The 14,645-nt window shown below is 73.3% G+C and carries 13 protein-coding genes and 1 tRNA gene; 11 read left to right on the plus strand and 3 right to left on the minus strand.

The window, feature by feature from the left end:
• Nucleotides 1-90 precede the first annotated feature (90 nt).
• The gene (pyk, locus tag ACI78S_RS16050) at nt 91-1,506 is read left to right on the plus strand and encodes a pyruvate kinase (protein ID WP_456975060.1); all 1,416 of its coding nucleotides are present in this window, start codon (nt 91-93) and stop codon (nt 1,504-1,506) included.
• Nucleotides 1,503-2,369, plus strand: coding sequence for an acyl-CoA thioesterase (locus ACI78S_RS16055; protein WP_456975062.1), 867 nt, complete (start codon nt 1,503-1,505; stop codon nt 2,367-2,369). The genes pyk and ACI78S_RS16055 overlap by 4 nt, the downstream gene beginning before the upstream one ends.
• Before the next feature lie 13 nt (nt 2,370-2,382).
• Here the strand turns inward: ACI78S_RS16055 and ACI78S_RS16060 are convergent, their stop codons facing one another.
• Both ACI78S_RS16060 and ACI78S_RS16065 read right to left on the minus strand, forming a co-directional pair.
• Nucleotides 2,383-4,083, minus strand: coding sequence for an aminotransferase class V-fold PLP-dependent enzyme (locus tag ACI78S_RS16060; protein ID WP_456975064.1), 1,701 nt, complete (start codon nt 4,081-4,083; stop codon nt 2,383-2,385).
• A 158-nt stretch (nt 4,084-4,241) separates the two neighbouring features.
• A tRNA-Leu gene (locus ACI78S_RS16065) sits at nt 4,242-4,315 on the minus strand.
• Between the two features lie 99 nt (nt 4,316-4,414).
• Between ACI78S_RS16065 and ACI78S_RS16070 the strand changes: the two genes are divergently transcribed.
• The 7 genes from ACI78S_RS16070 (at nt 4,415) to ACI78S_RS16100 (ending at nt 10,882) form a co-directional block, all read left to right on the plus strand.
• A complete protein-coding gene (locus ACI78S_RS16070) occupies nt 4,415-5,014 on the plus strand; it encodes an ANTAR domain-containing response regulator (RefSeq protein ID WP_456975066.1) in 600 nt (199 codons plus the stop codon).
• Nucleotides 5,015-5,179: 165 nt separating this feature from the next.
• A complete protein-coding gene (locus ACI78S_RS16075; protein ID WP_456975068.1) occupies nt 5,180-6,337 on the plus strand; it encodes a branched-chain amino acid ABC transporter substrate-binding protein in 1,158 nt (385 codons plus the stop codon).
• 114 nt (nt 6,338-6,451) lie between these two features.
• Nucleotides 6,452-7,405, plus strand: coding sequence for a branched-chain amino acid ABC transporter permease (locus tag ACI78S_RS16080; protein ID WP_456975164.1), 954 nt, complete (start codon nt 6,452-6,454; stop codon nt 7,403-7,405).
• Entirely contained in the window at nt 7,402-8,598 is a 1,197-nt protein-coding gene (locus ACI78S_RS16085; protein WP_456975070.1) for a branched-chain amino acid ABC transporter permease, read from the plus strand. The genes ACI78S_RS16080 and ACI78S_RS16085 overlap by 4 nt, the downstream gene beginning before the upstream one ends.
• Nucleotides 8,591-9,400: an ABC transporter ATP-binding protein gene (locus tag ACI78S_RS16090; RefSeq protein WP_456975072.1), complete on the plus strand. Its 810-nt coding sequence runs from the start codon at nt 8,591-8,593 to the stop codon at nt 9,398-9,400. The genes ACI78S_RS16085 and ACI78S_RS16090 overlap by 8 nt, the downstream gene beginning before the upstream one ends.
• Entirely contained in the window at nt 9,400-10,116 is a 717-nt protein-coding gene (locus tag ACI78S_RS16095; protein WP_456975074.1) for an ABC transporter ATP-binding protein, read from the plus strand. The genes ACI78S_RS16090 and ACI78S_RS16095 overlap by 1 nt, the downstream gene beginning before the upstream one ends.
• Before the next feature lie 142 nt (nt 10,117-10,258).
• Nucleotides 10,259-10,882 carry an N-acetyltransferase family protein gene (locus ACI78S_RS16100; protein WP_456975076.1) on the plus strand — a complete coding sequence of 208 codons (624 nt, stop codon included), beginning with the start codon at nt 10,259-10,261 and terminating at the stop codon, nt 10,880-10,882.
• Nucleotide 10,883: 1 nt separating this feature from the next.
• Here ACI78S_RS16100 and ACI78S_RS16105 read toward each other — a convergent pair whose 3' ends face one another.
• Nucleotides 10,884-11,288 (minus strand): PaaI family thioesterase, encoded by a 405-nt coding sequence (locus ACI78S_RS16105; RefSeq protein WP_456975078.1) that lies wholly within the window; start codon nt 11,286-11,288, stop codon nt 10,884-10,886.
• Nucleotides 11,289-11,368: 80 nt separating this feature from the next.
• On the opposite strand from ACI78S_RS16105, the gene polA reads away from it, so the two are divergent.
• Both polA and ACI78S_RS16115 read left to right on the plus strand, forming a co-directional pair.
• Nucleotides 11,369-14,107, plus strand: a complete 2,739-nt coding sequence (gene polA, locus ACI78S_RS16110) for a DNA polymerase I (RefSeq protein ID WP_456975080.1) — start codon at nt 11,369-11,371, stop codon at nt 14,105-14,107.
• Nucleotides 14,086-14,643, plus strand: a complete 558-nt coding sequence (locus tag ACI78S_RS16115) for a GNAT family N-acetyltransferase (RefSeq protein WP_456975166.1) — start codon at nt 14,086-14,088, stop codon at nt 14,641-14,643. Before polA ends, ACI78S_RS16115 begins: the two co-directional genes overlap by 22 nt.
• The last annotated feature ends 2 nt before the right edge of the window (nt 14,644-14,645 follow it).

Consider the following 14,645-nt stretch of genomic DNA (forward strand, 5'->3'; position numbering starts at 1 on the left):
GGGGCCCCGCAGGGGGGCTCGTGGGGCCCATGTGAGCGTTCACAGGGGTCGGGCCCGCGGGCGGCGAGCAGGGCCTATAGCGTTTGCCCCATGCCCCGCCGCGCGAAGATCGTCTGCACCCTGGGCCCCGCCACCAGCTCCCTCGAGCAGGTCACGGCGCTCGTCGAGGCCGGGATGGACGTGGCCCGGCTGAACTTCAGCCACGGGTCCCACGCCGACCACCAGGCCGCCTACACCGTCGTGCGGCAGGCCTCCGACACCACCGGCCACGCGGTCGCCGTCCTGGCCGACCTGCAGGGCCCGAAGATCCGCCTCGGCACCTTCGCCGAGGGCCGGGCGGTCTGGCAGACCGGCAGCCGCGTCTGCATCACCGTCGAGGACGTCGTCGGCACCGCCGAGCGCGTCTCCACCACCTACAAGGGCCTCGCCAGCGACGTGCGCGTCGGCGACCGGCTGCTCGTCGACGACGGCAAGCTGGCGCTGTCCGTGGTCGACGTCGACGGCCCCGACGTGTGGTGCCTGGTCGTCGAGGGCGGCCCGGTCTCCAACAACAAGGGCCTGTCGCTGCCCGGCGTCGCGGTCAGCGTGCCGGCGCTGTCGGACAAGGACGAGGAGGACCTCCGCTTCGCCCTGCACCTGTCGGTGGACTTCATCGCGCTGTCGTTCGTGCGCTCGCCGGCGGACGTCGAGCTGGTGCGCGAGATCATGCGCCAGGAGGACATCGAGGTCCCGGTCATCGCCAAGCTCGAGAAGCCCGAGGCGATCGAGAACCTCGAGGCGATCGTCGAGGCCTTCGACGGGATCATGGTGGCCCGCGGCGACCTCGGCGTGGAGCTGCCGCTGGAGAAGGTGCCGCTGGTCCAGAAGCGCGCGATCCAGGCGGCGCGGGAGCGCAACAAGCCGGTCATCGTGGCCACCCAGATGCTCGAGTCGATGATCGGCTCGTCGCGGCCCACCCGGGCGGAGGCCTCCGACGTCGCCAACGCCGTCCTCGACGGCGCCGACGCGGTGATGCTCTCCGGCGAGACCTCGGTGGGGAAGTTCCCGATCGCCGCCGTCCGCACGATGGAGCGGATCATCGACGCGGTCGAGAGCGAGCACGCGCCGGTGCCGCCGCTGGTCCGGGTCTCCCGCTCCCGGTCGGGGGCGATCGTGCGCGCCGCCCGGGACATCAGCGAGACCCTCGGCGTCAAGGCGCTCGCGGCGTTCACGCAGACCGGCGACACCGCGCGCCGCCTGGCCGCGCTGCACCCGCGCCAGCCGCTGCTGGCGTTCACCGTCGACGCGCGGGTGCGCAGCCAGCTGGCGCTCTCCTGGGGCGTGGAGACCTTCATCGTGCCGCAGGTCTCGCACACCGACGACATGGTCCGGCAGGTGGACTTCTCGCTGCTGGCCATCGGCCGGCTCAAGGAGGGCGACCGCGTCGTCGTGGTGGCCGGCAGCCCGCCGAACACCGTGGGCTCGACCAACCTGATCCGGGTGCACGAGGTGGGCACGGACTCGTGACGCGCGAGCCGACGGCGCCGCTGATGGCGGTGCTCGGCCTCGAGGAACGCGACGAGGACGTCTTCGTCGGCCAGACCCCCGCGACCGACCAGCAGCGCATCTTCGGCGGGCAGGTCGCCGGCCAGGCGCTCATGGCCGCGGGGCTCACCGTGCCGGGGGAGCGCGCGGTGCACTCGCTGCACGGGTACTTCCTCCGCCCGGGCGACCCGGCCGAGGAGATCCGCTACGTCGTCGAGCGGATCCGCGACGGCCGGACGTTCACCACCCGCCGGGTGCTGGCCCACCAGCGGCGCAAGGGCGAGGACGTCGCGATCTTCGCGCTGACCGCCGACTTCACGGCGGGGGAGGAGGCGGTCGCCGAGCACTCCCTGCCCATGCCCGACGTCCCCGGTCCCGACGGGCTGCCCGACATCCCCGCGATGTACGCCCGCCACCCGGAGCGCGCCGCCTGGATGAAGGCGATGGGGGTCGCCATCGAGCAGCGGTTCCTCGAGGACCCGTTCGAGCCGACGGCGAAGACGCCGCCGCACACCCAGCACCGCACGTGGCTGCGGGTCCTGGGCCGGCTCCCCGACGACCCGGCCGTGCACGCCGCCGCGCTGACGTTCGCCAGCGACCTCACGCTGCTCTCGGCCGGGCTGGCCCGCCTGGGCGTGGGCTGGGGCGGTTTCGTCGGGGCGAGCCTCGACCACGCCGTCTGGTTCCACGCGCCCGTGCGCCCCGACGAGTGGTTCCTCTTCGAAGGCGACAGCCCGGCCGCGTCCGCCGGCCGGGCCCTCTGCCTCGGGCAGATCTGGGCGGCCGACGGCACCCACGTGGCCACCGTGGCCCAGGAGGGGCTCATCCGGTCCGTGGCGACCTGAGACGCACCGGGGGTCAGGTCGTCCGCAGGTCGTCCTGGGCGGTGGCCTGGGCGGCCGACTCGTCCTGGGTCGCCGGGGTCTCGACCGCCGGCGCCCCCGCCGCGGGCCCCGCCTCGGCCTCCGCCACCGCCTCGTCGGGCTGCGGCCCGGCCTCGGCCTCGGCGCGCTCGGCGGCCTCCCGCTCGGCACGGCGCCGCGCGGCGACCCGCTCGGCCTCGGCGCGGGCGGCCGCCTGCTCGGCGGCGCGCTGGGCGGCCTGCTCGGCGAAGTCGTCGGCCAGCCAGTCGTGGTTCTCGCGCAGCAGCGCCCACACCCGCTCGACGTGCGCGCGGGTGGTCGCGGGAGCGCCGACCGCCACCCGCAGCACGACCTGCCCGCCGACCGCGGTGTGGGTCAGGAACACCTCGCCGCCGTCGTTGAGCCGCTCCAGCAGCGTCATGGTCGCGACGTCGGCGTCGACGTCGTCGGCCCAGCGCGGCCGCAGGCACACCAGCGACAGCGGGTGCGGCACCGGCACGTCGAAGCGGGGGTCGGCGTCGGCCCACCCGGCGAGCTCCTGCGCCAGCGCGACCGACGTGCGGATGTGCTCCCGCAGCCCCTCGGCGCCGTACCAGCGCAGCACGAACCACAGCTTGAGCGCGCGGAAGCGCCGGCCCAGCTCGATCTGCCAGTCGCGGTAGTCGACCACCGCCCCGGCGTCGGTGGCGGCGTTGCGCAGGTACTCCGGCAGGATCGCCAGCGCCCCGGTCAGCGCCGCCCGGTCGGCGACCCAGAACAGGGTCGCGTCGAAGCCGGTGAGCAGCCACTTGTGCGCGTCGGTCGTGTAGCTGTCGGCCCACTCCACCCCCGCCTGCAGGCCGCGCAGCTCGGGGACGATCCCGCTCACGCCGGCGTATGCGGCGTCGACGTGCAGCCAGACGCCGTGGTCGCGGCAGATCGGGCCGAGCTCGGCCAGCGGGTCCACCGCCGTCGTCGACGTCGTCCCGACCGTGGCGCAGACGAGCACGGGCGTGAAGCCGCGGGCGGTGTCGCGCTCCAGCCGCGCCCTGAGCGCCGCCGGGCGCATCGCCAGGTCGCCGTCCACCTCGACGACGCGCACGGCGTCGCTGCCCAGGCCGGCGATGCGCACGGCCTTCTCCATCGACGAGTGCGTCTCGGCCGAGACGTAGACCGTCGCCCGGTCCGGCTCGACGCCGTGGCGCACGGTGGCGCCCTTGCTCGCCCGGTGCAGCGCCGCCAGCAGGGCGACCAGGTTGGCCCCGGAGCTCGAGTCCTGGACCACCCCGCCGCCGGGGCCGGTGGACAGGAAGGACTCCGGCAGCCCGAGCAGCTCGGCGAACCAGTCGAGGACGTGCTGCTCGAGCTCGGTGGCGGCCGGGCTGGTCACCCACGACATGCCCTGCACGCCGAGGCCGGAGCTGACCAGGTCGCCGAGCACCGACGGGCCGGAGGTGTTGGCCGGGAAGTAGCCGAAGAAGCCCGGGTGCTGCCAGTGGGTGAGGCCGGGGACGACGACGCGGTCGAGGTCGGCCAGCACCGCGGAGAACGGCTCGCCCTGCTCGGGGGCCGACGGCGGCAGCGCGGCGCGGACGTCGCCGGGGGACACCTGCGAGCGGACCGGCAGGGAGCCGATGCGCGACCAGTAGTCGGCGATCCAGTCGACCACCTCGTGGCCGTGCTGGCGGAACTGCTCGGGCGTCATGTGGCCGGTCACGCAGCCACCGTATTGACCGCCGTGGGGGCACCGGCGGGGGGCCGCGCCGTGTCGTGAGGAGCGGGGGGCCGGGAGGTCCCCGACGGACGACGGGAGGGCTCGGCGCAGCAGGGGAACGGCACCTGGCCGGGGTGCGATCCGGAGGATCGCCGTGACGGTGCCCCCGGTGCGACTCGAACGCACACTGCGCGGGTTTTGAATCCGCTCCCTCTGCCGATTGGGGTACGGGGGCGCGCCGGGCGGCCCGGCCTCCAGCAGGGTAGCGGGCGCCGTCGCGAGGGTGGCGAACGGCACGGACGGCGCACGACCCGCACGGCTAGGCTTCCGCACCGTGAGCAGCGAGACGATCCGGGTCCTCATCGCCGAGGACGAGGCGCTGATCCGCCTCGACCTCAAGGAGATGCTGGAGGAGGAGGGCTACACCGTCGTCGCCGAGGTCGGTGACGGGCAGCAGGCGGTGGAGCAGGCGCAGCAGCTGCGTCCCGACCTGGTCATCCTCGACATCCAGATGCCCGTGCTCGACGGGCTGTCGGCCGCCGAGCAGATCGCCGGGGCCCGGACCGCACCGGTCATCGTCCTCACCGCGTTCAGCCAGCGGGAACTGGTCGAGCGCGCCCGGGACGCCGGCGCCATGGCCTACCTGGTCAAGCCGTTCTCCAAGAACGACCTGGTGCCGGCGATCGAGGTGGCCCGCGCCCGGTTCGCCGAGATGACCGCGCTCGACGGCGAGGTGCGCACGCTCGAGGAGCGGCTGGAGGCCCGCAAGGTCGTCGAGAAGGCCAAGGGCAAGCTCATGGCCGAGCGCGGCCTGACCGAGGCCGAGGCCTTCCGCTGGATCCAGCGGACCGCCATGAACGAGCGCACCTCGATGAAGGCACTGGCGGAGAAGCTGCTGGCCGAGGACGCCGCGCCGGAGGGTTCTCCGGCCTGAGGCCGCGCCCAGCGCCACTTCTGCGATCACGAGACGGTCACGACTGGTGCCAGGCCGTCCCCGCGGGCGCATCCCGCGACCTACTGTGTCCCGGCGCTGTCCGTGGGGCGGCGAGACGTGCGGCGCGCCGACAGGCGGCTCGCCGACCCAGGCACGGGAGGTTCTGTGCGTTTCTCGATCAAGAACGGTGGTGCGCTCCTCGCGGCGGCGCTCGTGCTCACCGCGTGCGGCGGCACCACGGGCGGTGACGACGAGGGCTCCGGCGGCGGTGGCACCGCGGCCGGCAGCTGCGAGGACGTCGCCATCGGCTTCTTCGGCGCGCTGACCGGTTCGGCCGCCAACCTCGGCATCAACATCCGCAACGGCGTCCAGCTGGCGGTCGACCAGCACAACGAGGAGAACGCCGACTGCCAGGTGACGCTCGAGGAGTACGACTCCGCGGGTGACCCCAACCAGGCCACCGGTCTGGCCACGCAGGCCATCGGCGACGACAGCGTCGTCGGCATCGTCGGCCCCGCCTTCTCCGGCGAGTCGAACACCGCCGGCCCGATCTTCGCCGAGGGCGGGCTGCCCACCATCACCGCGTCGGCCACCAACCCGGCGCTGGCCGAGAACGGCTGGGACACCTTCCACCGGATCCTCGGCAACGACGCCACCCAGGGGCCGGCGGCGGCCTCCTACATCAGCGACGTCCTGGGCAGCCAGACGGTGTTCGTCGTCGACGACGCCTCGGAGTACGGCGCCGGCCTGGCCGAGATCGTGGTCTCGGACCTCGGCGACGCCGTCGTCGGCACCGACACGATCCAGACCGGGCAGACCGACTTCTCGGCCACGGTGACGGCGATCCGCGACTCGGGCGCCGAGGCGGTCTTCTTCGGCGGCTACTACGCCGAGGCCGGCCTGATCGTGCAGCAGATGCGCGGCGCCGGCGTGCAGGCCACGTTCGTCGTCGCCGACGGCGTCAAGGACCCCGGCTTCATCGAGGCCGCCGGTGACGCCGCCGAGGGCACGATCATCACCTGCCCCTGCCTGCCGCCGGAGGAGCAGCAGGACTTCTTCACCGCCTTCGAGGAGGCGTTCGGCGCGGCGCCGGGCACCTACTCCGCCGAGGCCTACGACGCGGCCAACGTGTTCCTCGCCGGCATCGACGAGGGCAACACCGACCGCGAGGCGATGCTCGAGTTCGTGAACGGCTACTCGGGTGAGGGCATCACCAAGAACGTCTCCTTCGGCGACAACGGTGAGGTCGAGGAGATCGCGGTGTGGGCGTACAAGGTCGAGGGCGGCGAGATCGTCGCCGACCAGGAGATCCCCACCTCCTGATCGACGACCGTCCCTGAGGGCACGGCCGGGTGCCCCGCGGGTCCCCGCCCTGCCCACCCCCCAGTCCCCCAGCCCACCCTTAACTTACTCATGAACAACTACTAAGACCTGACGATCACCGGCCTCGTCCTCGGCGCCGTCTACGGCCTCGTCGCGCTCGGCTACACGCTCGTCTACGGCGTGCTCCAGCTGATCAACTTCGCGCACTCCGAGGTCTGGATGTTCGGCAGCTTCGCTGCCGTGTGGGTGACCGTGGCCCTCGGTGTCGCTCCCGGCGGCGCGCTGGTCACCGCGATCGGCGTCCTGCTGCTGGCGCTGCTCGCGGCCATGGCGGTCAGCGGCGGCGTGGCCCTGCTCCTGGAGCGGGTGGCCTACCGCCGCCTCGTCCGCCTCGACGCACCCAAGCTCGTCGCGCTGATCAGCGCCATCGGCGCCAGCTTCGCGCTCGCCGAGTTCATGGGCCTGCGCGACCGCATCGCCGACTTCTTCGGCCTCCGCGACGACCTCGACACGTACGTGCGGGCGGCTCGCGACAACACCAGGTTCCTCAACCCGCTCGAGACCCAGGGCGTGTTCACGATCGGTGGCTACACCGTCACGAACGTCGACCTCATCATCCTGGTCAGCGCGGTCGTGATGATGATCGCGCTGGACCAGTTCATCCGCCGCACCCGCGCCGGCCGGGGCATCCGCGCCGTGGCCCAGGACGCCGAGGCCGCGGCCCTCATGGGTGTCAACCGCAACCGGATCATCCGGACGACGTTCCTGGTCGGGGGCGTGATGGCGGGCGCGGCCGCGCTGCTCTACCTCATGCGGTTCGGGGTGACCCGCTGGAACGCCGGCTTCCTGCTGGGCGTCAAGGCGTTCACCGCCGCCGTCCTGGGCGGCATCGGCAACATCCGCGGGGCGCTGCTGGGCGGGTTCGTCCTGGGCCTCGCGGAGAACTACGGTTCTGCCATCGTCGGGTCGGAGTGGCGCGATGTCGTCGCCTTCCTCCTCCTCGTCGTGATCCTGCTGTTCCGCCCGAGCGGGCTGCTCGGCGAGAGCCTGGGGAGGGCCCGCGCATGAGTGCCCCGTCGAAGCCCGCCGGCGCCACCGCGAACACGGCCGGGTCGGACCGCAAGCGCCTCGGTTGGGACCGCGGCGCGCTCGGGCGCCGGGTCGACGGCCTGCCCAAGCCGGTCAAGTGGGTGCTGATCGGCGCGCTGGTCCTGCTGCTCTACGCGCTCCCGCTGCTCGAGCTGCCGATCATCAGCACGCCCGACACCGACTTCGGCGCCGTGCTGTTCACGGTGGCCAGCTACGTCCTGGTCGCCCTCGGCCTCAACGTCGTGCTCGGCTACGCCGGCCTGCTCGACCTGGGCTACGTCGGCTTCTACGCCATCGGCGCCTACACCGTCGCGGTCTTCGGGTCCTTCCAGTTCCAGTGGTCGTGGTGGCTGCTCATCCCGCTCGCCCTGATCCTCACGACGATCTCGGGCGTGCTGCTCGGCGCGCCCACCCTGCGGGTCCGCGGCGACTACCTCGCCATCGTGACCCTGGGCTTCGGCGAGATCATCCGGCTGACGGCGCTCAACACCGAGTGGCTGGGGGAGGCCCGGGGCATCACCCAGATCCCGCGGCCCCCGAGCGTCGAGCTGTTCGAGATCCCCCACCTGTCGTGGGACGGCCTCACCGCGTTCGTCGACCTCGACGACACGACGACGTTCCTCACGTTCGGCGTCGCCGACCAGGCGCCGTACTACTGGCTGGCGCTCACGCTGATCTTCCTCGTCCTCGGCGCTGACCGGCTGCTGCGGCTGTCCCGCGTGGGCCGGGCGTGGGAGGCCACCCGCGAGGACGAGGACGCCGCCGAGCTCATGGGCGTGCCGACGTTCAAGTTCAAGCTGCTGGCCTTCGCCTCCGGCGCGTTCATCGGCGGCCTCTCGGGCGCGCTGTTCGCCTCCCGGCAGGGGTTCATCAACCCCGAGTCGTTCCAGCTGCTGCTGTCCATCCTGTTCGTCGCGGCCGTCGTCGTGGGCGGCGCGGGCAACCGGTACGGGGTCATCCTCGGCGCCATCGTCGTCGCCTACCTGCCCGAGCGGTTCCGCGGCTTCGAGGAGTGGCGGCTGCTGGTCTTCGGTCTCGCGCTGCTCCTGCTCGCCAACTTCCGGCCGCAGGGCCTGCTGCCGCCGCGGCGGGCCAGACGGGCGAGGGCGGCCGACGAGCAACAGGAAGCACTGGAAGAGGGGACCGACCTCGATGAGGCCCGACGTGCCTGACGCCGCGGACCGCTCCGCCCGGGACGTGCTGCTGTCGGTCGACGACGTCAGCATCCGCTTCGGCGGCCTGCTGGCCCTCGACAGCGTCAGCTTCGACGTGCACGAGGGCGAGATCTTCAGCCTCATCGGCCCCAACGGCGCCGGCAAGACCACCTGCTTCAACGTGATGACCGGGGTGTACCAGCCGACGTCGGGCTCGGTGCGCTTCGCCGGCGAGACGCTCGGCAAGCGGAAGCGGCACGCGATCACGCGCCTCGGGATCGCCCGGACGTTCCAGAACATCCGGCTGTTCCCGAACATGACCGCGCGGGAGAACGTGCTGGTCGGCGCCGACGCCCACCACCGCACCGGCGTCGCCAACGCGCTGTTCCGCACCCCCCGGCACCGCCGCGAGGAGCGGGAGGGCGAGGAGACCGCGCGCGAGGTCATGCGGTTCATGGGCCTGGAGCGGCGGGCCGACGAGCTGGCCCGCAACCTCTCCTACGGCGAGCAGCGGCGCCTGGAGATCGCCCGCGCCATGGCGACCAGGCCCAAGCTGCTCTGCCTCGACGAGCCGGCGGCCGGCTTCAACCCGGCGGAGAAGGTGCAGCTGATGCAGCTGATCCGCCGGATCCGCGACCGGGGGCTCACCGTGCTGCTCATCGAGCACGACATGACCCTGGTGATGGGCGTCAGCGACCGGATCGCCGTCCTGGAGTTCGGGCGGAAGATCGCGGAGGGCCTGCCGGCCGAGGTCCGCGACGACCCGGCGGTCATCGCCGCGTACCTGGGCACCGAGACCGACGAGGAGGCGAGCGCCTGATGCTGCTCGAGGTCGAGGGCCTGTGCGTCAACTACGGCCGCATCGAGGCGATCCGCGACATCGGCTTCACCGTCGAGGAGGGCTCGGTCGTCACGCTCATCGGCGCCAACGGCGCGGGCAAGACGACGACGCTGAAGACGCTGTCCGGGCTGCGCAAGGTGCGGGCCGGCAGCGTCCGCTTCCAGGGCCGCGACATCACCCACATGCCGTCGCACGAGCGGGTGCCGCTGGGCATCAGCCAGTCGCCGGAGGGACGGCGGATCTTCCCCGGCATGTCCGTCGAGGAGAACCTCGACATGGGGGCCTACTCGCGGCCCGACCGGGCCAGGACCAGGGCCAGCGACCTCGACCGCGTGTTCACGCTCTTCCCCCGGCTGCTGGAGCGGCGCACCCAGCCGGCCGGCACCATGTCCGGCGGTGAGCAGCAGATGCTCGCGATCGGCCGGGCGCTGATGTCGCGGCCGAAGCTGATGCTGCTCGACGAGCCCTCGATGGGGCTGGCGCCCAAGCTGATCCAGCAGATCTTCTCGATCATCACCGACATCCGGGAGCAGGGGACGACGATCCTGCTGGTCGAGCAGAACGCCGCGCAGGCGCTGCGGATCGCCGACCGCGCCTACATCCTCGAGACCGGGGAGATCATGCGCGAGGGCACCGGGGCCGACCTGGCCCAGGACGACAGCGTGCGCGCGGCGTACCTCGGCGGCGACATCTGAGGAAGGACCCCGCTTCCCCGGCCCTCGCACGCTCAGGCCGGGACCCGGCAGCGGGGCCGTTCCTGCACGTCACCACGGCGCGTCGCCGCGTCCCGGGGCGTCCGCGGGTGCACGCTTCGGGCACCGTCCAGGGGAGGCTGCGGTGCCGGGAACCGGTTGGCGTGCTCGCGTGGCGCTGTCGTCGTCGTCCTGCAGCGTGCGCACCGCGCAGGCCGAGGACCTGACCGCCGTCCTGGAGCTGGTGCGCCAGCACCGCGCCGAGGCGCACGCCGCGGCGCTGCTCACCCGACGGCCGCCCGGCTCGGCGACCGCGGCCGGGTTCGCCCGGCTGCTGGCCGACCCCGACCACCGCGTCGTCCTCGCCGTCGCCGACGCCGGCGCCGGTGAGCGGGTGGTCGGCCTGGCCGTGCTCGGCGTGGAGCCGCTGTCGGTCGTGCTGGGCGCGCCGCAGGTAACCGTGGACGACCTCGTCGTCCACCGGGAGCACCGGCGGCGCGGGGTCGGCGCGGCGCTGCTCGCGGCCGCCGCCGCCCACGCCGAGGAGGTCGGCGCCCACCACGTCGTGGCCAGCTGCGGCGGGCACGACCCCGAGCGGCTGCGCTTCCTCTCCCGCCTGGGCTTCGCCCCGCTGGCCACGCGGCGGATCGTGCCGCGCGAGACCCTGGTCAGCTCGCTGCTCAGCCTGCGGCGCAGCCGGCTCGGCGTGCCGGTCCCGCGGCGCGCGCCCGCGCCCGGCCGGCGCGACCGCGCCGTCGCCGACGGGTAGCTCAGGCCCCCTTGACCAGCGTGGTGAGCCGGCCGCTGGCGGTGGGCCGGCCCTGCTCGTCGCGCACCTCGATGAGGAAGGTCGCCAGGGTGCGGCCGCGCCGCACGGGCGTGCAGACGGCGGTCACCGTGCCCTCCGTCGCCGCGCGCAGGTAGCTGACGTTGAGCTCGACGCCGACCACCTGCCGGTCGGGGCCGGCGTGCAGCGCGCCGGCCCACGAGCCCACCGTCTCCATCAGCGCGCACGTCGCCCCGCCGTGCAGCAGGCCGTAGGGCTGCTGGTTGCCCTCGACCGGCATCGTGGCGACCAGCCGGTCGGGGTCGTAGTCGGTGATCCGGATGCCCAGCTTGTCGTCGAGCGGGCTGATCGAACCGGCCGGGATCCAGGCGGGGCGGGTGGAGGTCACTACCGGACGGTAACCAGGGACGACGCCGGCTCCGCGCGGGGGGACGGCGCTGTCGGCGGGCGCGCCTAGGATTCCGGTCGATGTCCGCTCCGGTCTCCGCCCCCGCGTCCCCTCCCGCCGGCACGACGTCGGGGGCGCGCCCCCGGCTGCTGCTGCTCGACGGCCACTCGCTGGCCTACCGGGCCTTCTTCGCGCTGCCGGTCGAGAACTTCTCGACGACGACGGGCCAGCCGACGAACGCCGTCTACGGCTTCACCTCGATGCTGATCAACGTCCTGCGCGACGAGCAGCCCACCCACGTGGCGGTGGCCTTCGACGTCGGCCGCAAGACGTTCCGCTCGGAGATCTACGCCGAGTACAAGGCCAACCGCTCGGAGAGCCCCACCGACTTCCGCGGCCAGGTCAGCCTCATCCAGGAGGTGCTCGCCGCGCTGCGGATCCCGGTGATCACCGCCGAGGGGTTCGAGGCCGACGACGTCATCGCCACGCTCACCGTGCAGGCCGTCGAGCAGGGCATGGACGTGCTCATCTGCACCGGCGACCGCGACGCGCTGCAGCTGGTCAACGAGCACGTGACCGTGCTCTACCCGCGCAAGGGGGTCTCCGACCTCACCCGGTTCACGCCGCAGGAGGTCGAGGCCAAGTACGGGCTGTCGCCGGCGCAGTACCCCGACTTCGCGGCGCTGCGCGGCGACCCCAGCGACAACCTGCCGAGCATCCCGAGCGTGGGCGAGAAGACGGCGGCCAAGTGGGTGCGCGAGTACGGCTCCCTCGACGAGCTGGTCGACCGGGTCGACACGGTGAAGGGCAAGGTGGGCGACGCGCTGCGGGCGCACCTGTCCTCCGTGCTGCAGAACCGCCGGCTCACCGAGCTCGACCGGCAGGTGCCGCTCGAGCTGGGCCCGGGCGACCTCGCCGCCCAGGCGTGGGACCGCAACGAGGTCCACACCCTCTTCGACAACCTGCAGTTCCGGGTGCTGCGCGAGCGGCTGTTCGCCACGCTGACCAGCGCCGAGCCCGAGGTGGACGGCGGGTTCGAGGTCTCCGTCGACGCGGTGGCGCCCGGTGGGTTCGGCGCCTGGCTCGACGCGCACGCCACCGGCCGGACGGGGCTGATCTTCCGCGGCACGTGGGGCCGCGGCGTCGGGGAGCTCACCGGCCTGGCCCTGGCCGCCGGTGACGACTCGGCCACCTTCGTCGACCTGGGCCCGTCCCTCGACGCCGCCGACGAGCAGGCGCTGGCCGCCTGGCTGGCCGACCCCGCCCGGCCCAAGGTGGTCCACGAGGTCAAGGGCCCGCTGCTGGCGATCTGGGCGCGCGGCTGGGACCTCGCCGGGGTCGTCAGCGACACCGCGCTCGCCGCCTACCTGGCCATGCCCGGGCAGCGCTCGTTCGACCTGGGCGACCTCGCCGTCCGGTACCTGCGGCGCGAGCTCAAGGACGCCGCCGCCGAGGAGGCCCAGCTGACCCTCGACGGCCTGGGGCCGTCCGAGGAGGACCTCGCCGCCGAGGCCGCCAAGGCCGACGTCCTCAAGGCCGTCGCGGTCAACGACCTCTCCGACGCGCTGGAGAGCGTGCTCGGCCAGCGCGGCGGCGACCGGCTGCTCGGCGAGCTGGAGCTGCCGCTGTCGTTCGTGCTGGCCCGCATGGAGCAGCGCGGCATCGCCGCGGACCTGGAGTTCCTCCAGGCGCTGCAGCGCGAGTTCGCCGACGAGGTCTCCGCCGCGGCCGCCGAGTGCTACGCCGTCATCGGCCGCGAGGTGAACCTCGGCTCGCCCAAGCAGCTGCAGGGCGTGCTCTTCGACGAGCTGGGGCTGCCCAAGACCAAGAAGATCAAGAGCGGCTACACCACCGACGCCGACGCGCTCACCTGGCTGCTCGCGCAGACCGGCCACCCGTTCCTCGAGCACCTGCTGCGCCACCGCGACGTCACCCGGCTGCGCACGGTCATCGACGGCCTCATCCCGATGGTCGACGAGGTCGGGCGGATCCACACCACGTTCCAGCAGACGATCGCGGCCACCGGGCGGCTGTCGTCGATCGACCCGAACCTGCAGAACATCCCGATCCGGTCGGCGGAGGGCCGGCGGATCCGGCAGGCGTTCGTGGTGGGCGCCGGCTACGAGTCGCTGATGACCGCCGACTACAGCCAGATCGAGATGCGGATCATGGCCCACCTGTCCGGCGACGAGGGGCTCATCGAGGCCTTCACGTCGGGGGAGGACCTGCACTCCTTCGTCGCCTCCCGCGCCTTCGGCATCCCCATCGAGGACGTCGACCCCGAGATGCGGCGGCGGATCAAGGCCATGAGCTACGGCCTGGCGTACGGGCTGTCGGCCTACGGGCTGGCCCAGCAGCTGCGGATCACCCCGGAGGAGGCGCGCGAGCAGATGCACGCCTACTTCGAGCGCTTCGGCGGGATCCGCGACTACCTCGACGGCGTCGTCGACGACGCCCGGCAGACCGGCTACACCGAGACCACGCTCGGCCGCCGCCGCTACCTGCCCGACCTGACCAGCGACAACCGGCAGCGCCGGGAGATGGCCGAGCGGATGGCGCTCAACGCCCCCATCCAGGGCTCGGCGGCCGACGTCATCAAGGTCGCCATGCTGAACGTGGAGCGGGCCATCGCCGACGAAGGCCTGTCGTCGCGGATGCTGCTGCAGGTCCACGACGAACTCGTGCTCGAGGTGGCGCCGGGGGAGCGGGAGAAGCTGGAGGAGCTCGTCCGCCGCGAGATGGCCGGTGCCGCCTCGCTGTCGGTGCCGCTCGAGGTGTCGGTCGGCTTCGGCGCCAGCTGGGACGCCGCGGCGCACTAGTCGTGGTGGCCGTGTCGCTGGTGCACACCTCGGGCCTGGACGCCAGGACCCGGGGTGCGGTGCGGCGGCTGCTCGACACGTCGTTCGACGGTGAGTTCGGCGACGACGACTGGGAGCACTCGCTCGGCGGCCTGCACGCCCTCGCCCACGACGGCGACCGGCTCGTGGGGCACGGCGCCGTCGTCCAGCGGCGGCTGCTCCACCGAGGCCGAGCGCTGCGGGCCGGGTACGTCGAGGCCGTGGCGGTCGACCCCGACGTCCGCCGCCGCGGCGTCGCCTCCGCGGTGATGGCCGCGCTGGAGGGCGTCATCGGCCCGGCCTACGACCTCGGGGCGCTCAGCGCCACCGACGACGGCGCCGCGCTCTACCTCGCCCGCGGCTGGCAGCCGTGGCGCGGCCGCACGTCGGCGCTCACGCCGTCGGGGGTCCGGCCCACCCCCGACGACGACGGCTCGGTGCACGTCCTGCCCGGCCCGTTCGTGCTCGACCCGGACGAGGAGCTCACCTGCGACTGGCGCGACGGCGACCTCTGGTGAGC

Source organism: Geodermatophilus sp. SYSU D00815, from assembly GCF_054050035.1.